Annotated in this window: 21 protein-coding genes; 6 read left to right on the top strand and 15 right to left on the bottom strand. The window is 41.8% G+C overall.

The window, feature by feature from the left end:
• Positions 1–499 precede the first annotated feature (499 nt).
• From dnaK to ACWPV5_RS09205, 10 genes are all read right to left on the bottom strand, one after another.
• Positions 500–2,323 carry a molecular chaperone DnaK gene (dnaK, locus tag ACWPV5_RS09160; protein WP_000034661.1) on the bottom strand — a complete coding sequence of 608 codons (1,824 nt, stop codon included), beginning with the start codon at positions 2,321–2,323 and terminating at the stop codon, positions 500–502.
• Between the two features lie 367 nt (positions 2,324–2,690).
• A complete protein-coding gene (gene grpE, locus ACWPV5_RS09165) occupies positions 2,691–3,215 on the bottom strand; it encodes a nucleotide exchange factor GrpE (RefSeq protein ID WP_000046038.1) in 525 nt (174 codons plus the stop codon).
• Positions 3,216–3,241: 26 nt separating this feature from the next.
• A complete protein-coding gene (gene hrcA / locus ACWPV5_RS09170) occupies positions 3,242–4,276 on the bottom strand; it encodes a heat-inducible transcriptional repressor HrcA (RefSeq protein WP_000255754.1) in 1,035 nt (344 codons plus the stop codon).
• 160 nt (positions 4,277–4,436) lie between these two features.
• A complete protein-coding gene (locus tag ACWPV5_RS09175) occupies positions 4,437–4,949 on the bottom strand; it encodes a DUF2812 domain-containing protein (RefSeq protein ID WP_454383544.1) in 513 nt (170 codons plus the stop codon).
• Positions 4,950–4,983: 34 nt separating this feature from the next.
• A complete protein-coding gene (locus ACWPV5_RS09180; protein WP_203175818.1) occupies positions 4,984–5,559 on the bottom strand; it encodes a DUF2812 domain-containing protein in 576 nt (191 codons plus the stop codon).
• A complete protein-coding gene (locus ACWPV5_RS09185) occupies positions 5,559–5,879 on the bottom strand; it encodes a PadR family transcriptional regulator (RefSeq protein WP_261048242.1) in 321 nt (106 codons plus the stop codon). Before ACWPV5_RS09185 ends, ACWPV5_RS09180 begins: the two co-directional genes overlap by 1 nt.
• A gap of 114 nt (positions 5,880–5,993) precedes the next feature.
• Positions 5,994–7,340, bottom strand: coding sequence for a type I glutamate--ammonia ligase (gene glnA / locus ACWPV5_RS09190; RefSeq protein WP_001122886.1), 1,347 nt, complete (start codon positions 7,338–7,340; stop codon positions 5,994–5,996).
• Between the two features lie 36 nt (positions 7,341–7,376).
• On the bottom strand, positions 7,377–7,733 hold the full coding sequence (gene glnR, locus ACWPV5_RS09195) for a transcriptional repressor GlnR (protein WP_000659551.1): 357 nt from the start codon (positions 7,731–7,733) through the stop codon (positions 7,377–7,379).
• A gap of 76 nt (positions 7,734–7,809) precedes the next feature.
• Complete coding sequence (locus ACWPV5_RS09200; RefSeq protein ID WP_454383548.1) at positions 7,810–8,337, bottom strand: FUSC family protein; 528 nt, start codon at positions 8,335–8,337, stop codon at positions 7,810–7,812.
• Between the two features lie 323 nt (positions 8,338–8,660).
• Positions 8,661–9,857, bottom strand: a complete 1,197-nt coding sequence (locus tag ACWPV5_RS09205; protein WP_001096743.1) for a phosphoglycerate kinase — start codon at positions 9,855–9,857, stop codon at positions 8,661–8,663.
• A 239-nt stretch (positions 9,858–10,096) separates the two neighbouring features.
• Between ACWPV5_RS09205 and ACWPV5_RS09210 the strand changes: the two genes are divergently transcribed.
• On the top strand, positions 10,097–11,728 hold the full coding sequence (locus ACWPV5_RS09210; protein WP_261196401.1) for a Na/Pi cotransporter family protein: 1,632 nt from the start codon (positions 10,097–10,099) through the stop codon (positions 11,726–11,728).
• Positions 11,729–11,929: 201 nt separating this feature from the next.
• Here ACWPV5_RS09210 and ACWPV5_RS09215 read toward each other — a convergent pair whose 3' ends face one another.
• On the bottom strand, positions 11,930–12,226 hold the full coding sequence (locus tag ACWPV5_RS09215; RefSeq protein WP_261196399.1) for a bacteriocin immunity protein: 297 nt from the start codon (positions 12,224–12,226) through the stop codon (positions 11,930–11,932).
• 21 nt (positions 12,227–12,247) lie between these two features.
• A complete protein-coding gene (pepA, locus tag ACWPV5_RS09220) occupies positions 12,248–13,312 on the bottom strand; it encodes a glutamyl aminopeptidase (protein WP_050241852.1) in 1,065 nt (354 codons plus the stop codon).
• A gap of 294 nt (positions 13,313–13,606) precedes the next feature.
• Here pepA and galE point away from each other — a divergent pair, with 294 nt between their 5' ends.
• The 5 genes from galE to ACWPV5_RS09245 all read left to right on the top strand — a co-directional run bounded on the left by galE (position 13,607) and on the right by ACWPV5_RS09245 (position 18,464).
• Complete coding sequence (gene galE, locus ACWPV5_RS09225) at positions 13,607–14,605, top strand: UDP-glucose 4-epimerase GalE (protein ID WP_454383558.1); 999 nt, start codon at positions 13,607–13,609, stop codon at positions 14,603–14,605.
• A 143-nt stretch (positions 14,606–14,748) separates the two neighbouring features.
• Positions 14,749–15,708: an ABC transporter permease gene (locus ACWPV5_RS09230; protein WP_454383560.1), complete on the top strand. Its 960-nt coding sequence runs from the start codon at positions 14,749–14,751 to the stop codon at positions 15,706–15,708.
• A complete protein-coding gene (locus ACWPV5_RS09235) occupies positions 15,698–16,654 on the top strand; it encodes an iron chelate uptake ABC transporter family permease subunit (protein ID WP_371642115.1) in 957 nt (318 codons plus the stop codon). The genes ACWPV5_RS09230 and ACWPV5_RS09235 overlap by 11 nt, the downstream gene beginning before the upstream one ends.
• Positions 16,651–17,403 (top strand): iron ABC transporter ATP-binding protein, encoded by a 753-nt coding sequence (locus ACWPV5_RS09240; RefSeq protein ID WP_454383563.1) that lies wholly within the window; start codon positions 16,651–16,653, stop codon positions 17,401–17,403. The genes ACWPV5_RS09235 and ACWPV5_RS09240 overlap by 4 nt, the downstream gene beginning before the upstream one ends.
• A 95-nt stretch (positions 17,404–17,498) precedes the next feature.
• Positions 17,499–18,464, top strand: a complete 966-nt coding sequence (locus ACWPV5_RS09245) for a siderophore ABC transporter substrate-binding protein (protein ID WP_454383565.1) — start codon at positions 17,499–17,501, stop codon at positions 18,462–18,464.
• A gap of 101 nt (positions 18,465–18,565) precedes the next feature.
• Here the strand turns inward: ACWPV5_RS09245 and yidD are convergent, their stop codons facing one another.
• From yidD to scpB, 3 genes are read right to left on the bottom strand one after another with little or no spacing between them, the layout of a single operon-like run.
• Positions 18,566–18,817: a membrane protein insertion efficiency factor YidD gene (gene yidD, locus ACWPV5_RS09250; protein WP_454383567.1), complete on the bottom strand. Its 252-nt coding sequence runs from the start codon at positions 18,815–18,817 to the stop codon at positions 18,566–18,568.
• A complete protein-coding gene (locus tag ACWPV5_RS09255) occupies positions 18,817–19,539 on the bottom strand; it encodes a pseudouridine synthase (RefSeq protein WP_001222228.1) in 723 nt (240 codons plus the stop codon). Before ACWPV5_RS09255 ends, yidD begins: the two co-directional genes overlap by 1 nt.
• Positions 19,526–20,095 carry an SMC-Scp complex subunit ScpB gene (scpB, locus tag ACWPV5_RS09260; protein WP_000105303.1) on the bottom strand — a complete coding sequence of 190 codons (570 nt, stop codon included), beginning with the start codon at positions 20,093–20,095 and terminating at the stop codon, positions 19,526–19,528. Before scpB ends, ACWPV5_RS09255 begins: the two co-directional genes overlap by 14 nt.
• Positions 20,096–20,107 lie beyond the last annotated feature (12 nt).

Below are 20,107 nucleotides of genomic sequence, written 5' to 3' on the forward strand. Positions count from 1 at the left end.
CTGAAAAATAGGAAATCTGACGCTGAAGCGATGCTCCTAGGCAGATTTATCTTTTTTCCGAGAATTTAGGTCGGGTTCAATTCCTTTCTTTTATATTGAGTAAGAAATTTGGGAACCCGTGTTCAATTCCCTGAACACCTTTGTTCCTTTCTGTTATTGTTGCGGAACGAAACCACCATTTAGGTCGGGTTCAATTCCTGTATTTCATATTGATGAGACAAACCCCAAATAAATCAGGTTTAGACTCTTTTTATCGAAAAACAGAGGCTGGGTTGCAACCTCTGGATTTCTTCTTATCATTACGACGTTCGAGTTTTAAAAATCAAACTAGTAATGCTAAATCGAGCACTCCCTAACCTCTTGGTGAAAAAGAGACGTAACTGTTTTCGCTTTAGCGAATTACAGATGTGGCTACCTTTAGGTGCAAATCTTCCTAGAAACTAAAGTTTCTGCATCAGATTTCCTATTTTCACTGTGAGGTTTTAACGGGCTTTGCATCTTATTTTTCCGTAAACTCTCCGTCTACGACGTCATCACCTGCGTTTCCTGTTGCTTGTGCGCCTTCTGCTCCTGCTTGAGCTTGTTGCGCTGCTGCGGCTTGTTCGTAGAGTTTAACAGCAAGTCCTTGAGCTTTTTCGTTCAATGCTTCAAGTTTTGCTTTCATGTCGTCCAAGTTGTTGTCTTCTTGAGCTTTCTTAAGGTCATCAAGGGCAGCTTGGGCAGCGTCACGTTCTGCGTCGAATCCTTTGCCTTCAGTTTCCTTGATAGTCTTTTCAGTCGCAAAGATTGCTTGGTCTACTTCGTTACGAAGGTCTACTTCTTCTTTACGTTTTTTATCTGCTTCAGCGTTTGCTTCTGCATCTTTCATCATGCGGTCAATTTCTTCATCAGTCAAACCTGAGTTAGATTGGATCACAATTGTTTGTTCTTTTTGAGTTCCAAGATCTTTAGCCTTAACAGACACAATACCGTTCTTGTCGATATCAAATGTAACTTCGATTTGAGGAATTCCACGAGGTGCAGCTGGGATGTCTGTCAATTGGAAGCGTCCAAGAGTCTTGTTATCTGCTGCCATTGGGCGTTCACCTTGAAGAACGTGGATATCAACAGCTGGTTGGTTGTCTGCCGCAGTTGAGAAGACTTGTGATTTAGATGTTGGAATTGTTGTGTTACGGTCGATGAGTTTTGTGAAGACACCACCCATTGTTTCGATACCAAGTGACAATGGTGTTACATCAAGAAGGACAACGTCTTTGACATCACCAGTGATCACACCACCTTGGATAGCAGCACCCATAGCAACTACTTCGTCAGGGTTTACTGATTTGTTTGGTTCTTTACCAGTTTCAGCCTTAACAGCTTCTACAACGGCAGGGATACGAGTTGAACCACCAACAAGGATAACTTCGTCGATTTCTGACAAGCTCAAACCTGCATCTGAAAGGGCTTGACGAACTGGAACTTTTGTACGTTCTACAAGGTCACGAGTCAAATCATCAAATTTCGCACGAGTCAAAGTCATTTCCAAGTGAAGAGGTCCAGCCTCACCAGCAGTGATAAATGGCAAGCTGATTTGAGTTGAAGTTACACCAGAAAGGTCTTTCTTCGCTTTTTCAGCTGCATCTTTCAAACGTTGCATTGCCATCTTGTCAGTAGACAAGTCAATACCGTTTTCTTTTTTGAATTCTGCTACCAAGTGGTCGATGATTTTTTGGTCAAAGTCGTCACCACCAAGTTTGTTGTCCCCTGCAGTTGACAATACGTCGAAGACACCGTCACCCAATTCAAGGATAGAGACGTCAAATGTACCACCACCAAGGTCAAATACCAAGATTTTTTCTTCTTTGTCAGTCTTGTCCAAACCATAAGCAAGAGCGGCTGCAGTTGGTTCGTTGACGATACGTTCTACTTCAAGACCAGCGATTTTACCAGCATCTTTTGTTGCTTGACGTTGAGCATCGTTGAAGTAAGCTGGAACTGTGATAACTGCTTTCGTTACTTTTTCACCAAGGTAGTCTTCAGCATAACCTTTCAAGTATTGAAGAATCATAGCTGAGATTTCTTGTGGAGTGTATTCTTTTCCGTTTGCAGAAACTTTTTCAGAAGTTCCCATCTTAGATTTGATAGAGATAACTGTATCTGGGTTTGTGACTGCTTGACGTTTTGCAGCATCACCAACGATGATTTCGCCGTTTTTGAATGATACTACAGATGGAGTTGTACGGTTTCCTTCTGGATTTGCGATGATTTTGCTTTCAGTTCCTTCAAGAACTGCTACTGCTGAGTTTGTTGTACCTAAGTCAATACCGATAATTTTAGACATGTGTTTTTCTCCTTGTTAGTTAATTTTCTATTTTTGATATTTCCCTTAAGTGGTGGGGACGTGAGCAACTCCCTCCGGGATTTCATCACTTATTTTTGAGCCTATTGTCTCAAAAATCCCCTGTTTCAGTAGCAAAAGCTACTGAAACTTTCACCACGGCGGGAAATATCTTCCTTGCAAGCCTCCGGCTTGCCTCTTATCTTTCTTCATAGTTTAGTGTCGTTTCGGACAAGTTTTCTATTATGTAAATTGCGACACGAGAAGTCGAAATCGATTTTATTTCGACGACGAGTTAGTAAGGAGGCTAGGCAAACGCCATAGCGATTGCCGTTTTCTGACGAGTTGCTTCAGCAACCGTCAGAATCGCCTAGTTGTAGACAACTACCATTGCTGGGCGTAGGATGCGGTCATGGAGTTTGTAGCCTTTTTGGAAGACTTGGGCGATGGTATCTGCTGGGTGTTCATCGTCTGCTGGGAGAGTTTGGATAGCCATATGATAGTTATGGTCAAATTCACCGTCAGCTGCGATTTCTTCGATTCCTTCTTCTTTCAAAGCGTGAATCAAGCTTTCTTGCACCATCTCCAATCCTTTTTTGACATCGTCTGTCAAACCTTCAACCGCGAGTGCACGCTCAAGGTTGTCCAAAGAAGGGAGAATCGCTTTTGCCAAGTCCTGGCTACGATAACGTTGCAAGTTTTGACGCTCTTCATTGGCACGGCGTTGAATGTTTTGCATTTCCGCATGAGCGCGAAGGTATTTGTTTTCAAATTCATCTGCACGTTCATTTGCCAAGTCCAACTCAGACTTCTCAGGAGTCGTTTCTTCTACCGTTTCCACAACTTCCTCTTCTTGAACTTCTTCTACTTCTTCATTTTTTATATCTTGGGCCATCTTCGCCTCCTTTAATGATTTCAATCTTAATGTACTTCGTAATGATTACTGCTGAGGTAGCGGTAAAAATCTGTCAACTTCATGGTCAAAACACGGTTGACCACATTGACTTGGTTGATTAGCTGTTGGTAATCCAGATTGACCGGACCGATAATTGCTAGAATTCCAACTCCCCGATAAGGAATGAGGAACTTGCTACTAATCACCGCTAGGTCTGCTAGACAGGATTCTTGGCTGTCCGCAACACGGACATTTTGCATCTGATCTTCATGCAGCCCTTCACGAATCTCCAAGGCCACCTTTTGCGGTTGGTCAAAGAACTGATAAGCTGCTAGATTGGCAAAATTCAAGAGATTGACCTTGCCTGCCACCACGATATTTTCGTTGAACATTTCCTTAAAGATGTGTTCAAAGAGATCGATAACATTATCCGTCGTTGTGAAATAACGCTGGATAATCTGCGGAATCTCCGTCCGAATCTTGTAGTGGATATCTAGAACAGTGTGACCTAGGAAACGTTCCTGAATGATTGCCTTCAGTTTCAGCAAATCTTCCTGCAAGAAGTTTCTTGGAATCAGAAACTGACTGGTAACCGTTCGAGACTCGTCTAAGGTAAATACTGCCAAGGCTGTATGTTGCCCCAAAACAACGATATCAAAGGCTGTCAACCGTTGCCTACTCGGCTCAACATCCAGTGCTACTACCGTACAGCCGCTCAGGTCTGTCAGTAGATTAGCAGCCTCTTGCAGAATATCCTCCAGTTTGAAGAACTCCTGATCAAAGGCTTTGACAATCTCATAAACCTCATTTTCAGCCAGTCGGTCAAAATCCAGTGAGTGTTTTACATAGTACTGAAAGCCAGCAACACTTGGCATCCGACCACTTGAAGTATGAGCCTTCTCAAGCAAACCTTGCTTTTCTAGAGCCGCCATGTCATTACGAATGGTTGCACTGCTAGAGTTAATAGACTCTTGCAAGGCTTTGGATCCGACAGGTTCGTGCGTTTTGGTAAAGATGTCAATAATCAGATTTAAAATATCCTGCTGACGCTCTGTAACCATCTCATCACTCCTCTCTGTCTGACCGATTAGCACTCGACACGTTCAAGTGCTAACTTATGATTCTATTATACACCCTTAAAAGAGAATGTCAAGACAAAAACTCAAAAAATTAGCACTCTTTTACCAAGAGTGCTAAAAATCAGTCTGAAGACCTAGAAACTCACTGTTCATCTACTCGGTATTTCCTTTTAAGTCTGAAAAAACCATGGATTAGATAAGAAATCATTAAAGCATATAAAAGAAAAATAATAAAGAAAGATATAGAAAGCTCTTCTTTAAATAAACTCATACAAACAACAAGACCACCCGAGAAAGTAGCTGTACAGGAACGAAGTCTAAACCGCATAACTTCCCACCTAAGATTATTACTCATATAGACTTGATCCTCTGGAAACATATCAGAAGCTGGTTTACGAAGAACTGAACAAAAACCTCTTTCTATCAATTCCCAACCTCTATTTCTAAAATCTTGCAGTTCATGCTTATACTTTTTAAGAAATCTAGAATCATAGATACGGTAGATGACATCATCTGGTTGACATTGATCAAAATAGAAAAAACCAAAACGACTCGTTCTATACCTCCAACCTTTTAAGTGCATCTCATGCAAATACTCTTCTTCCTTGTCCAAATCAAGAATAGTGAAAATCCGAAATTGCTTTTTATTTATCATGACTTCCCCTCCAATTTTGAGCATACCTATCCTATCATAAATCTGATAATTCCTTCTTTTTATGCCATAACTTCCAGCTAATATAGGCAACTATTAACAAAAGGATTAAAGACAAGAAAACATCTAGCCCGACCGCAAGAAAACTCCATAGACCATACGCATTACTTCTATTGAGCAATTTAAGTAAGAATGGTATATGTATGGCTAGCAAAAGTAAAACAGGTACTAGTCGCAGTCTTAAAATGCGATTAACCATAGCTAACTTCCCAGCAGCGTCATTATAGATTTCAAATTCTGCATCCGATTCAATTTCAGAATGCGCTTTTCTAAAATAGGAAAAACTATTAAAGTCTGTAATATGCTCCCAACCACAGTCTTTAAACAGCTGTAAATAGGAGGTTCTCTCTGATTTTTCCATTGGGTAAAAATCCAACTGATAAGACACTTGCTCAGGCTGACACTTTTCAAAGGTATACTTAACTGCAAACAATAAGATAGAGTAGCTTACTTTTCTAAGTTTCCAGCCCTTAGCATGCATTTCTCTAAAGTACAAAGCCTCCCTCTCATAATCCGCAATTGTAAAAATTCGATAAACAATTTTCTTTTCCATCATCCTTCCTCCCGACTGTTTCTATAGAGTCGTTCAATACGCTTCAATTCAATATCTAAGACTTTTCTCCCCAAGCCTGTGATCTGATAGATTTTACGTTTTTCCTCTTCGCGAACAAAGGAAATCAAACCATCCTTTTCCATCTTTGACAAGGTTCCATACATAGTTCCAGGACTAATCAAGACTTGAGAATCTGTCATCTCTTTAACCTTTTGCGTGATACCATATCCATGATTCTCCTTCTGCAGACAGAACAAGATATAAAAGCCCGTTTCCGTCATCGGAAGATAAACTCGACGGATCTTATCCGTTAATTCCATTTATAGCCACCTCCTATTCAGTTCGATATATCGCATCTCGTTATATAAAATATATCACACCTCGATATAAAAATCAAGAAAAAAAGATCACCCTCAGGCAATCTTTCTTCTCTATTAATAAAGATCTAAATAATTATCAATTTCCCATTGTGAAACGAAGGTTGCATAACTTGCCCATTCGATTCGTTTGGCTTCAAGGAAGCTAGTATAGATGTGTTCTCCGAGAGCTGCTCTGACAACCTCATCTTCTGTCAAAGCTTTCAAAGCGTTGTGAAGGGTTGATGGAAGATCTGTAATACCAGCTTCTTTACGCTCTTCTGCTGTCATGATGTAGATATTTTCTTCGATAGGAGCTGGTGCTTCGATTTTATTTTCAATACCATGCAAACCAACTTCCAAAAGAACCGCCATAGCGATGTATGGGTTTGCCATTGGATCCACTGAACGCAACTCAAGACGAGTTCCCATGCCACGTGAAGCAGGCACGCGCACAAGTGGCGAACGGTTACGACCAGCCCAAGCAATGTAAACAGGCGCTTCATAACCTGGAACCAAACGTTTATATGAGTTAACCGTTGGGTTCATGATAGCAGTATAGTTGTAGGCATGTTTGATCAAACCGCCAAGGAAATGGTAGGCCGTTTCTGACAACTGCATTCCTTTTGGATCATTTGGATCAAAGAAGGCATTGTTTCCTTCTGCATCAAACAAGGACATATTACAGTGCATACCTGATCCAGCAATACCAAATTTTGGTTTAGCCATAAAGGTTGCGTAAAGCCCATGTTTGCGAGCAATGGTTTTAACAACGAGTTTAAAGATTTGAATCTTATCACAAGCACGGAGAACTTCATCGTACTTGAAGTCAATTTCATGTTGTCCAACCGCAACCTCGTGGTGACTCGCTTCTACTTCAAACCCCATTTTGGTCAAGACATTCACAATCTCACGACGCGTATTGTCCGCAAGGTCAGTAGGCGCCAAATCAAAGTAACCACCCTTATCATTCACTTCAAGCGTTGGGTCTCCATTTTCATCCAACTTAAATAGGAAGAATTCTGGTTCTGGACCAAGGTTGAAAGATTTGAATCCTACTTCTTCCATGTGACGAAGAGCTCGTTTCAAATTGCCACGAGGGTCACCCGCAAATGGTTCACCTTCTGTTGTATAGACATCACAGATCAAACCTGCAACACTTCCATTTTCATCTCCCCAAGGGAAGACCGTCCATGTATCCAAGTCTGGGTACAAGTACATATCTGACTCATTGATACGTACAAAACCTTCAATAGAAGATCCATCAAACATCGCCTTGTTTGACAAAACTTTATCTAACTGTTCATCTGTAGCAGGAATTTCGACGTTTTTCATGGTTCCCAAAATATCTGAGAACATGAGACGGATAAAGGTAACATTTTTTTCCTTGACTTCACGACGAATATCTGCAGCTGTGATTGGCATGAGTTTTCTCCTTAATGTATGACTACTTGCGGTTGCCTAACCGCGACCAAAAGGTGACCGTACTGAAGCAAAGCGACCCTGTTGGAGGAGTTCATTATGAAGTGCACGACGCACCTCAGTCTGACTCACCACTTTCTTGGATTTCGCTTCACGTTCAGCATATTTTTTCTTAATGGCAGCGATATTATAACCTTCAGAGATATAATCTTTGATTTCAAGCAGACGATCCATGTCATTCAAGGAATACATGCGACGGTTCCCTTCGTTTCGATCAGGCTTAATCAACTCTTGATCTTCATAATAACGAATCTGACGCGCCGATAGATCGGTCAACTTCATAACACTGCCGATAGGAAAAACAGCCATATTTCGGCGAAATTCTTTTTCCTTCATTTACAATTTCCTTCTTTCTGTCTATTATAGTCTAAAAAAAGACAAACGTCAATTGATAATGTTATAAAATGTAACATTATTTTTCTTTTTTCTCTAAAAAGGGCCGAATACGATCAATATCGTAATTTACGAGAATTGCGACAAAAACTCCCATGAACGTTTCTGATACACGCGCAAACACGTACAAAATTGTTTCACCACTCGGAATCGATAGGGTAATGATTAACATAGCTGCTACACCACCAATAACCCCTGCTTTGTTATTCATGGCTACATTTGTCATAATGGTTAACATGGTGCAGATTGGAACAACTACCAAGGTCACCCAAAAGGCTTCGTGGAAAAAGGTATTTAATAGGAAGAAGACCAGGGCATAGAGACCACCGATGCTATTTCCAAGAATACGCGAAGTTCCGAAATGAACACTCTTATCAAAACTCTCCCTCAAGCTAAAAACGGCTGTCAAAGCACCAATTTGAAGACCTTTCCAGCCAAAAAAGCCAAAAATCAAGAGAACTAGAAAAACAGCAATACCTGTTTTAAAGGTTCGCATACCAAGTTTGAACTGGGATTTATCGAATTTATATTTTTTAAAATAACTCATAATCTCAACTTTCTATTTCCATTTTATCATAAATCGGTGATTTTTATGAGTAATAGTTGAGAGGAAGCGTTTTTATTTTAAGCAAAAGAAAAGAGGAACTTTCATCCCTCTCTTCTTTGATTTATTTATAAAATCTTATTTTTCTGTCAAGGCTGCAAGTCCTGGAAGAACTTTACCTTCAAGAAGTTCCATTGATGCTCCACCACCGCGTCACAAATACCTACACTAACACAAAAAGGTGACATAGCCACCTTTTTGTTAACGTTTCAGTTTTGTTCCTTTTTCTACAAAATCAGGATTTTGTAGAGACTAACGGGCTAAAATTATTTTTCTGTAAGTGCAGCCAAACCTGGCAATACTTTACCTTCGAGAAGCTCCATTGAAGCGCCTCCGCCCGTACTAATCCATGAGAATTTGTCTGCGCGACCAAGATTGATTGCTGCGGCAGCTGAGTCACCACCACCGATGATTGATTTAACGCCTGGTTGTTTCACGATAGCGTCCATCACACCGATTGTTCCAGCTTGGAAGTCAGGGTTTTCAAACACACCCATAGGTCCGTTCCATACAACTGTTTTGGCACCAGTCAAAGCTTCGTCAAATTTAGCGATAGATTTTGGACCGATGTCAAGACCAAGGAATCCTTCAGAAACTGCTTCACCTTCAGTATCACGTACTTCAGTGTAACCAGCAAATGCGTTAGCTTCTTTTGAGTCAACTGGCAAGATCAATTTACCATTTGCTTTTTCAAGAAGAGCTTTCGCAACATCCAATTTGTCTTCTTCTACAAGTGAGTTACCAATTTCGATACCTTGTGCTTTGTAGAATGTGTAAGTCATACCACCACCGATAAGGACTTTATCAGCTTTTTCAAGCAAGTTTTCGATAACACCAATCTTGTCTGAAACTTTTGAACCACCAAGGATAGCAACGAATGGACGTTCTGGAGTTTCAACTGCTTCTTGGATGTAAGCAATTTCGTTTTCAAGAAGGAAACCAGCAACTGCTTTTTCAACGTTTGCTGAGATACCAACGTTAGATGCGTGTGCACGGTGAGCTGTACCGAATGCATCGTTTACGAAAATACCATCTCCAAGTGATGCCCAGTATTTACCAAGTTCAGGATCGTTTTTAGATTCTTTCTTGCCGTCAACATCTTCGTAACGAGTGTTTTCAACCAAAAGAACTTGTCCATCTTCAAGAGCGTTGATAGCTGCTTCCAATTCAGCACCACGAGTGACACCTGGGAAAACAACGTCTTGGCCAAGTTTTGCTGCCAAGTCTGCTGCTACAGGAGCAAGTGATTTACCAGCTTTATCAGCTTCTTCTTTCACACGTCCAAGGTGAGAGAAAAGAATTGCACGTCCACCTTGTTCGATGATGTACTTAATAGTTGGAAGAGCTGCTGTGATACGGTTGTCGTTAGTGATTACGCCATCTTTCAATGGTACGTTGAAGTCAACACGAACGAGGACTTTTTTACCTTTCAAGTCAACGTCTTTAACAGTAAGTTTTGCCATGTTACAAAAACCCCTTTATTTATTTTATTCGAAACTATTATATCACACTTTGGAAATATAAGGAAAGATTTCACAAGATTTTTCGATATTTAATCTTTGTGACATCCTAGAGTATATTATTTTTGCTTTTTCTAACGAATTTTCTTTCTAAAATCTTAGCTTAACACTTGTTAGATTTACTTTTATCCTTTAAAATAGAATAGGAGAAATTCCGTTATTATTTTTCGGAGGAAAAAGAAATGTCCATTAATTGGCAGGAAATTTTATTTCACTTTTTAGGTGGTCTGGGACTATTCTTATATAGTATCAAGACCATGGGAGACGGTTTGCAACAAGCTGCTGGAGATCGCCTTCGTTTTTACATTGACAAGTACACTAGCAATCCCTTTTTAGGTGTTCTAGTTGGGATTGTCGTAACTGCCCTGATTCAGTCAAGTACAGGGGTTACAGTTATCACAGTTGGACTGGTCAGCGCTAGTCTTCTCACTCTTAGACAAGCTATCGGAATTATCATGGGAGCCAACATCGGAACCACCGTTACTTCCTTTATCATCGGTTTCAAGCTTGGTGAGTATGCTTTACCCCTGATTTTCCTTGGAACCATGTTCCTATTTTTTACAAAAAACAGAACCGCAAACAATATCGGACGCATCCTGTTTGGTGTAGGAGGAATCTTCTACGCCCTCAACCTCATCAGTGCCGGTATGAGTCCTCTTAAGGATTTACCACAATTCAAGGAATATATGGTAACCTTGGGACAAAATCCTGTGTTGGGAGTTTTTGCCGGTGCAGTGATTACCGTCCTCATCCAAGCTTCTTCTGCGACAATCGGGATTTTGCAAGGTCTCTATGCAGGTGGATTCCTTGACCTTAAAGGTTCTCTACCAGTTCTCTTCGGGGATAATATCGGGACAACCCTAACCGTTATCATCGCGGCAGCTGGAGCCAATGTCTCTGCGAAACGCGTTGCTGCAACCCACGTTACCTTTAACGTTTTAGGGACTGTTCTTTGCTTAATCTTATTAGGTCCATTTACGTCTATGATTGAGTACTTCCAAGCACTCCTTCACCTCTCACCTGAGATGACCATCGCCTTCTCGCACGGTGCCTTTAACGTAAGTAACACCATTGTACAATTTCCATTCATCGGAGCCTTGGCCTACTTTGTAACCAAGCTCATCCCTGGTGAAGATGAAGTTGTCAAGTACGAGCCACTTTATCTTGATGAGCATTTGATTAAACAAGCTCCATCAATCGCTCTCGGAAATGCCAAGAAAGAACTCCTTCACTTGGGAAATTATGCTTCCAAAGCCTTTGACCTTTCATACAACTACATCATTGACCTCAATGAAAAGGTTGCTGAAAAAGGCCACAAGACGGAAGAAGCCATCAATACCATTGATGAAAAATTGACTCGTTACCTGATTACTCTTTCAAGCGAGGCCCTTAGCCAGAAAGAAAGTGAAGTGCTCACCAACATCCTGGATTCATCCCGTGATTTGGAACGGATTGGGGACCACGCAGAAGCGCTAATCAATCTGACTGACTATCTTCAACGTAAAAATGTTGAGTTCTCTGAAGCTGCTTTGCAGGAATTGGCTGATATCTATCAAAAAACCACTGACTTTATCAAGGATGCCCTTGATAGTGTGGAAAACAATGATGTTGAAAAAGCTCAAAGTCTGATTGAACGCCATAAAGAAATCAACAATATAGAACGTGTTCTCAGAAAGACCCACATCAAACGCCTCAACAAAGGCGAGTGTTCAACACAAGCTGGGGTCAACTTTATCGACATCGTTTCCCACTACACTCGTGTATCAGACCATGCTATGAATCTAGCTGAAAAGGTCATTGCTGAACAAATCTAAGAACAAAGAAGCTATCCTAATACTCAATGAAAATCAAAGAGCAAACTAGGAAACTAGCCACAGGCTGTACTTGAGTACGGCAAGGCGACGTTGACGTGGTTTGAAGAGATTTTCGAAGAGTATAAATAGGATGGCTTTTTCTTATCCTAATCAAGAATTACTATTCTACCATATAGAAAAATGCTTTGATTCACAATGGAATCAAAGCATTTTAAAGAGCTCCCCGTACATAAGTGCAGAAGCTGCGGTTCCTCTGTACTTGGCTTCTTCTCTTTTGATAAAGCGAGCCAAGTTGAGCAACTCAGGTGCCGGATGTTTGGGATTTAGGAGCAATTCACGATTGACCAGGCCTGAGAGACGAACTGACAGCAATTGCTCATTTGTAGTAGGCAGTTTTTTAGCAGTCTCTAGGAGAGCAGCAACTAAATCTTCACTCAAATCATGTCGAGCATGATTGTAAAGATCTTTTACAAGGCTTTCTAGGTTTGGTTCTACCATCCCTACCACCTCCCTTATGGTTTAATAATGTTTAATCAAATCAACTGTTGAACGATCCAATTTTTTCACCAAGGCTTGCAAGAAAGCTTGAGCTTCTAAGAAGTCATCCATAGCGTAGAGGGTTTGGTGAGAATGGATATAACGAGCACAAACACCGATTGTTGTAGATGGGACACCACCATTTTTCAAATGAGCTGCGCCAGCGTCTGTTCCGCCTTTACCACAGTAGTATTGGTACTTGATTCCAGCTTCTTCAGCCGTTGTCAAAAGGAAATCCTTCATACCTGGGAGAAGCAAGTGACCTGGGTCGTAGAAACGAATCAAGGTTCCATCTCCAATCTTGCCTTGACCCCCATAAACATCACCAGCAGGTGAGCAGTCAACTGCTAGGAAAACTTCTGGGTCAAACTTAGTTGTGGAAGTATGAGCACCACGAAGACCAACTTCTTCTTGGACGTTAGAACCCAGATAGAGTTCATTGCCAAGTTTTTGACCTGACAAGGCTTCAGCTAGCTCGCTCACCATGAGAACTCCATAGCGGTTGTCCCAAGCTTTTGAGATGATATTTTTTTCATTGGCTGTCAAGATTGCAGAACTATCTGGTACGATGGTGTCGCCAGGACGGATGCCAAAGCTTTCTGCCTCATCCTTATCTGCAAAACCGCCATCAAAGACGATATCTGCAATAGCCGGCATGGTTGGTCCACCCTTTCCGCGAGTCAAATGTGGAGGAACAGAGCCTGAAATCACAGGAATTTCACGACCATCACGAGTCAGGAGTTTGAAACGTTGGCTGCTGACTACCATAGGATTCCAACCACCAATTTCAACCACACGGAAGGTACCATCTGGCTTAATCTCGCTGACCATAAAACCAACTTCATCCATGTGAGAAGCAACCAAGACGCGTGGTGCATCTGCAGCTTCTGAATGTTTGATACCAAAAATACCACCTAAGCCATCTGTCACCACTTCATCCACGTGCGGGGTCAACTTTTCACGAAGATAAGCACGGACAGGTGCTTCATGACCTGAGATCGCAGCAAGTTCTGTTACTTCTTTGATTTTTGAAAATAATGTTGTCATTTCAGTTCCTTCTTTCTTTCATCCATTTTACCACTTTTTATAGGAGAAGGATAGCGGGAAGGTGGATTTCTAAGTTAGTATCGTATTCTTGCGGTACCTTAGAAAAAGATCGTATCCTCCTGCATGTGATATGAAATCTAAGAACTATTCCAAGATTAACCCAACCCTGAATTCCCAAACAAAAAACAATTCAATGCTATATTTGTTTAGTTTTTTCATGAAATTTACAGAAAATAGTTGACTTTACCTTCTTCTTTCTTTAAAATAGTACAAAACTAGGAAAAGGAAAAAATCATGACCAAAACAATTCTTGTTACAGGTGGAGCTGGCTACATTGGCTCCCATACCGTTAAGGCTCTTTTAAATGCTGGCTATCAGGTACATGTTCTCGATAATCTCTCTACAGGAAATCGAGCGGCTGTGGATAGTCGTGCTAGCTTTAAGCAACTAGATGTTTATGATGCTAGTGCCCTAAAAGCTTACTTAGAAGAAAATCAGATTGATGCTGTTCTTCATTGTGCAGGTGAAATTGTTGTGAGCGAAAGTATTGAAAATCCAAGTAAATACTTCACTGCCAATGTTGCTGGTATGAACCAAGTTCTCAAAGTCTTATCTGAAGTTGGTATTCAAAAAATCATGTTCTCTTCGACTGCTTCCCTCTATGGTAATAACTGTATTGACAAGCCTGCAACTGAAGATACCCTGCTCGACCCTGTCAACCCTTATGCAGAAACAAAACTGATGGGCGAACGAATGATTTACTGGATGGCCAATCGCTACGATTGGAAATATGTCATTTTCCGTTACTTTAATGTTGCTGGGGCTGAAATGGATGCTTCAAACGGTCTGCGTGTGAAAAATCCAACTCATATCATTCCCAACATCAACAAGACCGCATTGGGACAAAATGATAGCCTAAAAATATTTGGAGATGATTACGATACACGTGACGGTTCATGTATTCGAGATTACATTCATGTCTTGGACCTTGCACAGGCTCATGTTAAAGGAATGAACTACCTCTTTCAAGAAGACAGTTCTTCTCAAATCTTTAACTTAGGAACTGAAAAAGGCTATACCGTCAAAGAAATCTTTAAAACTGCTGAAGAATTACTGGATCAAAAAATCCCACACGAAATTGTTGCTCGCCGTGCTGGTGACCCAGCTAGCGTCCTAGCAGATGCATCAAAAGCTAAACAATACCTTGATTGGCAGGCTAGCTACTCCCTCGAAGATATTATTTTATCTGATTATCGTTGGCGTGTTAAAGAAGGTAAAAACATTTTAGAATAGGAAAACAGAGGAGAAGGTCCTGGTACTCTCTTCTTGTTTTATTCATTAAATTGTCAGAAAATTTATTGACAGATTAAAGAATTCGTGTTACAGTAATATCCGCAGGTATCTTTCGATACCAAATCTACATGAAAGGACGGGGTATGAAACTTTCTCATTATTTAATTGGCTTACTTCTACTCCTAGTCTTTCTCTCTATTAGCATTGGAACCAGTGATTTTTCATGGGGAAAGCTCTTTGCTTTCGACCAGCAGACCTGGCTTCTCTTTCAAGAGTCGCGTCTTCCAAGGACGATTAGTATTCTCCTGACAGCCTCTAGTATGAGTATGGCAGGACTTCTCATGCAGACTATCACTCAAAATCAGTTTGCTGCTCCGAGTACAGTTGGAACCACTGAAGCTGCCAAACTGGGAATGGTGCTGAGCCTCTTTGTCTTTCCGTCAGCTAGTCTTACTCAAAAGATGCTCTTTGCTTTTGTTTCATCCATCGTATTTACCCTCTTCTTCCTAGCCTTTATGACTATTTTTACTGTAAAGGAAAGGTGGATGTTGCCTCTGATTGGAATCATCTATAGCGGGATTATCGGTTCTGTGACAGAAGTTATCGCCTATCGTTTCAATCTGGTTCAGAGTATGACTGCCTGGACCCAGGGCTCCTTCTCCATGATTCAGACCCATCAGTATGAATGGCTCTTTTTAGGCCTCATTATCCTGATTGCCGTTTGGAAATTGTCCCAAACCTTTACCATCATGAATCTAGGAAAGGAAACCAGTGAAAGTTTGGGAATTTCCTACTCCCTACTTGAAAAACTGGCCCTCTTTCTGGTTGCGCTAACGACAAGTGTCACCATGATTACCGTGGGTGGCTTGCCTTTTCTCGGGGTCATCGTTCCCAATCTTGTTCGCAAGCGCTACGGAGATAATCTAAGTCAAACCAAACTCATGGTAGTACTGGTTGGTGCCAATCTGGTCCTAGCCTGCGACATCCTCTCTCGAGTTCTGATTCGGCCCTATGAGCTGTCTGTCAGCCTCTTGCTAGGAATCATCGGCAGCCTTGTCTTTATCCTACTTCTTTGGAGAGGGGGACGAAAAGATGCAGTCTAAAAGCAAACATAGCAAACTCTTCTGGATTCTCATTATTCTGGCCATCGGAGCTTGTCTGCTCTACTTTTGGCCCATCACCCACCTGTCTGCCTTTGCTTGGAAGTTGCGTTCCCAAAAGATAGTTGTTTATCTCTTGGTAGCAATCGCGACAGGAATTTCGACCATTAGTTTTCAAACCCTGACGGAAAATCGCTTCCTGACACCAAGTATTTTGGGAATCGAATCCTTCTACGTCCTGCTACAAACCATACTACTGGTTTTTGAAAGCAAATTTCTACAGCTTGGGAAGTCTCCTATCTTAGAATTTCTAGTCTTGCTTCTTGTCCAATCCCTCTTCTTTCTCGCCTTACAAGGCTACTTGAAGACGCTGATGAAGCAAGACCTGGTCTTCATCCTGCTAATCTGTCTAGCACTGGGAAGTCTCTTTCGAAATATCAGTACCTTCCTTCAGGTTCTAATGGATCCAAATGAATACGATAAACTGCAAAACAGTCTCTTTGCTTCCTTTCAACACCTCAACACTTCCATCCTAGCCATCGGTTCTCTGATCATCCTCGCTTTGACAATCTTTTTCTTTCGAAAAGCAGTCATTCTAGATGTCTTGCACCTGCAAAGAGAAACAGCTCAGATATTGGGACTCGATGTTGAAAAAGAACAGAGAGAGCTCCTCTGGGGCATTGTACTTTTGACTTCAACGGCCACTGCCTTGGTAGGGCCTATGGCCTTCTTCGGCTTTATGCTGGCCAATCTCACCTACCTGATTGTCAAAGATTATCGGCACAAGTTGCTCTTTATCGTAGCCATTCTGATTGGATTTATCAGTTTGACCTTGGGGCAAGCCCTGATTGAAAGAGTCTTTGCACTAGAAATTCGCATCAGCATGATTATCGAGAGTGTAGGGGGGCTCCTATTCTTTATCTTACTATACAGGAGGGCGCGTCAGTGAAACTGGAAAACATTGACAAATCCATTCAAAAACAGGATATTTTGCAAGGCATTTCGCTTGAAGTCAGTCCTCAGAAACTGACAGCCTTTATTGGTCCAAATGGTGCTGGAAAATCAACTCTCCTCTCCATCATGAGCAGACTGACCAAGAAGGATCAGGGAATACTCAGTATCAAAGGCCGTGAAATCGAGAGCTGGAATTCGCAAGAACTGGCTCAAGAACTGACTATCCTAAAGCAGAAAATCAATTACCAAGCCAAATTGACGGTTGAAGAACTGGTCAGTTTTGGACGTTTTCCCTACAGCCGAGGTAGACTGAGACCAGAAGACTGGGAAAAAATCCGAGAAACTCTGGACTATCTGGAACTAACCAAACTAAAAGACCGCTACATCGATAGCCTGTCTGGAGGACAACTCCAGCGCGTCTTTATCGCTATGGTACTGGCCCAGGATACGGACTTTATCTTACTAGACGAACCGCTCAACAATCTCGATATCAAGCAAAGCATAAGTATGATGCAGATTCTCAAGCGACTGGTGTCAGAGCTTGGCAAGACCATTATCATCGTCCTCCACGATATCAACATGGCCAGTCAATATGCAGATGAAATTGTCGCCTTCAAGGACGGTCAAGTCTTTAGCAAGGGAAGGACCGATCAAATCATGCAGGCTGACCTGCTCAGTCAACTATATGAGATTCCCATCACGCTAGCTGATATCAATGGCAAAAAGATCTGTATCTATAGCTAGTAACATAGAAGCTCAAGTTAGAGAACCTTCAGTCTCTTAGTCAATAAGACCAAGAGACTCCCTAAATCGTTATCACATTTTAAAAAGGAGAAATCATGAAAATATCCCTTAAACTTTATCTCACTGCCCTAGCGGCCAGCTTCTTGCTCCTACTTGGTGCATGTAGTACAAACTCAAGCACTAGTAAGACGGAGTCAAGTAGCTCTGCTCCAACAGAGGTAACCATTAAAAGTTCACTAGGTGTAGTCGCACTTTCAAAAGTCCCTGAAAAGATTGTGACCTTTGACCTCGGTGCTGCGGATACTATTCGCGCTTTAGGTTTTGAAAAGAATATCGTCGGAATGCCTACAAAAACTGTTCCGACTTATCTTAAAGACCTAGCTGGAAAAGTTAAAAATGTTGGTTCTATGGTTGAGCCAGACCTAGAAGCCCTTGCTGCTCTTGAACCAGACCTAATTATCGCTTCACCACGTACCCAAAAATTCGTAGATAAGTTCAACGAAATCGCCCCAACCGTTCTCTTCCAAGCAAGCAAGGACGACTACTGGACTTCAACTAAAACTAACATTGAATCCTTAGCAGGCGCCTTTGGGGAAACAGGTACACAGAAAGCCAAGGAAGAATTGGCCAAGCTTGACAAGAGCATTCAAGAAGTCGCTACTAAAAATGAAAGTTCTGACAAAAAAGCCCTTGCTATCCTCCTCAACGAAGGAAAAATGGCTGCCTTTGGTGCCCAATCTCGTTTCTCTTTCTTGTACCAAACCTTAAAATTCAAGCCAACAGATACTCAATTTGAAGACTCTCGCCACGGACAAGAAGTCAGCTTTGAAAGTGTCAAAGAAATCAATCCTGACATCCTCTTTGTCATCAACCGTACCCTTGCCATCGGTGGGGACAACTCTAGCAACGACGGTGTCCTAGAAAATGCCCTTATCGCTGAAACACCTGCCGCTAAAAATGGTAAGATTATCCAACTAACACCAGACCTCTGGTATCTAAGCGGAGGCGGACTTGAATCAACAAAACTCATGATTGAAGACGCACAAAAAGCCTTGAAATAAGCAACTTCAAACTCAACTAACATCTTTACATGATAAAACGCATCCTATCGAGCTAACTCAAACCTGATAGGATGCGTTTTTATCATTTCACTAAAATATTTTTACCTAGCCTCATTTTTCTTCTTGATTCGTTTAAGGGAAAAATGGTCTGGGACGGGGTCCTTACCTGTTTTAGACCAGGGATGGCAACGTAAAATCCGAGCCAAGCCCATCAAAACACCCTTGAAGTCATGTTTTTCAATAGCCTGAATCATGTAGTTGGAACAAGTCGGCTCAAAGCGACAAGAGGGGGGAAAGGCTGGCGAGATAAAACGTTGGTAAAAGCGCACAGGCGCTATTAAAATTCGTTTCATTATTTCTTGGTTACAGCCATGGTGTGTAGTTGGCTGATTTCTTTTTTATTAAGACGACGGGATTCTCCTGGACGGAGTCCTGTCAAGTCTAGATGTCCGAAACGGGTCCGTGACAACTTGTCCACTTGGAGACCGACAGCTTCAAACATCTTTTTAACCTGGTGGTTACGCCCTTCATGGATAGTCAACTGCACCACAGAGCGGTTTTTGACTGGGTCCACTTTGAGAATCTCATAGACAGCCGGCTTGGTTTTCTTACCATCAATCTCAAGTCCACGGGTCAAGGGGCGGAGATTATCCTTATTGGCCACACCTTTAACACGCGCGACATAAACCTTATCAATCTCATTACGAGGGTGAATCATCTCATCCGTAAAATCCCCATCATTGGTCAAAATCAAGACTCCTGATGTATCCCAGTCCAAACGACCTACAGGGTAGATGCGCTCCTTCACGTTGGGCAAGAGATCGACAACCGTCTTGCGGCCCTTGTCATCTGTCACACTGGAAATCACACCACGTGGTTTGTTAAGCAGATAATAGACCTTTTCTTCGTTGTAGATAGGTTGACCTTCAACTTCGACCTTGTCGCCTGACTTGATGGTCGTTGCTAGTTCACGTACCACTTGGCCGTTAACCGTCACCAATCCTTGCTTGATCAGCTCTTCTGCTTTTCTTCTACTGGCCACACCTGCGTGGGCAATATACTTATTGATTCTCATCTTCTTCTATCCTTTCACCAAATAATTGGCTTTCTTGGGCTTGAATCTCAAGCTCATCAATCACTGGTAATTCTTCCAAATGGTTTATCCCCATGTAATCTAGGAAATAATCTGTAGTCACATAGAGGTTGGGGCGACCCAACACTTCTTTTTTCCCGTCTTCTCGTATCAAGTCAAAGGCCTGCAACTTTGCCAAGGCCCCACTCGAGTTGACCCCACGGATGGCATCAATTTCTATCCGCGTGATGGGCTGTTTGTAGGCAATGATGGATAAGGTCTCAAGGGCAGCCCGAGATAAACTCTGGTTGATAGGTGCCTTAGAGTATTCCTTCAAAATCTCTGCAAATTGAGGCTTGGTCACCAATCTATAAGCGCCCCCTGTCTCAATCAGAGCCAAACTGGAATCTGGGTCCTTTTCATACTTCTGGGCTAATTTTTCTAAACTCTGTTGGATGCCTGTCGGTGGCAGAGAGAGGAGTTCAGCTAACTGGCGGACTCTAATCCCATCTTCACCCGCTACAAACAAGAGCGCTTCTATTTTTGCTAAAGTACTCATCTTTCCTCTCTA

The organism is Streptococcus sp. Marseille-Q7156 (assembly GCF_965119495.1).

Coding starts and splice junctions, on each gene's coding strand:
- yidD (WP_454383567.1), bottom strand. CDS start 18,817: ATGAAACGAATTTTAATAGCGCCTGTGCGCTTTTACCAACGTTTTATC.
- glnA (WP_001122886.1), bottom strand. CDS start 7,340: ATGCCAATCACAGCTGCAGATATTCGTCGTGAAGTCAAGGAAAAAAAT.
- ACWPV5_RS09175 (WP_454383544.1), bottom strand. CDS start 4,949: ATGATAAATAAAAAGCAATTTCGGATTTTCACTATTCTTGATTTGGAC.
- ACWPV5_RS09210 (WP_261196401.1), top strand. CDS start 10,097: ATGTCCATTAATTGGCAGGAAATTTTATTTCACTTTTTAGGTGGTCTG.
- ACWPV5_RS09180 (WP_203175818.1), bottom strand. CDS start 5,559: ATGGAAAAGAAAATTGTTTATCGAATTTTTACAATTGCGGATTATGAG.
- ACWPV5_RS09235 (WP_371642115.1), top strand. CDS start 15,698: ATGCAGTCTAAAAGCAAACATAGCAAACTCTTCTGGATTCTCATTATT.
- ACWPV5_RS09205 (WP_001096743.1), bottom strand. CDS start 9,857: ATGGCAAAACTTACTGTTAAAGACGTTGACTTGAAAGGTAAAAAAGTC.
- pepA (WP_050241852.1), bottom strand. CDS start 13,312: ATGACAACATTATTTTCAAAAATCAAAGAAGTAACAGAACTTGCTGCG.
- galE (WP_454383558.1), top strand. CDS start 13,607: ATGACCAAAACAATTCTTGTTACAGGTGGAGCTGGCTACATTGGCTCC.
- ACWPV5_RS09215 (WP_261196399.1), bottom strand. CDS start 12,226: ATGGTAGAACCAAACCTAGAAAGCCTTGTAAAAGATCTTTACAATCAT.
- grpE (WP_000046038.1), bottom strand. CDS start 3,215: ATGGCCCAAGATATAAAAAATGAAGAAGTAGAAGAAGTTCAAGAAGAG.
- ACWPV5_RS09245 (WP_454383565.1), top strand. CDS start 17,499: ATGAAAATATCCCTTAAACTTTATCTCACTGCCCTAGCGGCCAGCTTC.
- hrcA (WP_000255754.1), bottom strand. CDS start 4,276: ATGGTTACAGAGCGTCAGCAGGATATTTTAAATCTGATTATTGACATC.
- ACWPV5_RS09255 (WP_001222228.1), bottom strand. CDS start 19,539: ATGAGAATCAATAAGTATATTGCCCACGCAGGTGTGGCCAGTAGAAGA.
- ACWPV5_RS09185 (WP_261048242.1), bottom strand. CDS start 5,879: ATGGAATTAACGGATAAGATCCGTCGAGTTTATCTTCCGATGACGGAA.
- dnaK (WP_000034661.1), bottom strand. CDS start 2,323: ATGTCTAAAATTATCGGTATTGACTTAGGTACAACAAACTCAGCAGTA.
- glnR (WP_000659551.1), bottom strand. CDS start 7,733: ATGAAGGAAAAAGAATTTCGCCGAAATATGGCTGTTTTTCCTATCGGC.
- ACWPV5_RS09230 (WP_454383560.1), top strand. CDS start 14,749: ATGAAACTTTCTCATTATTTAATTGGCTTACTTCTACTCCTAGTCTTT.
- scpB (WP_000105303.1), bottom strand. CDS start 20,095: ATGAGTACTTTAGCAAAAATAGAAGCGCTCTTGTTTGTAGCGGGTGAA.
- ACWPV5_RS09200 (WP_454383548.1), bottom strand. CDS start 8,337: ATGAGTTATTTTAAAAAATATAAATTCGATAAATCCCAGTTCAAACTT.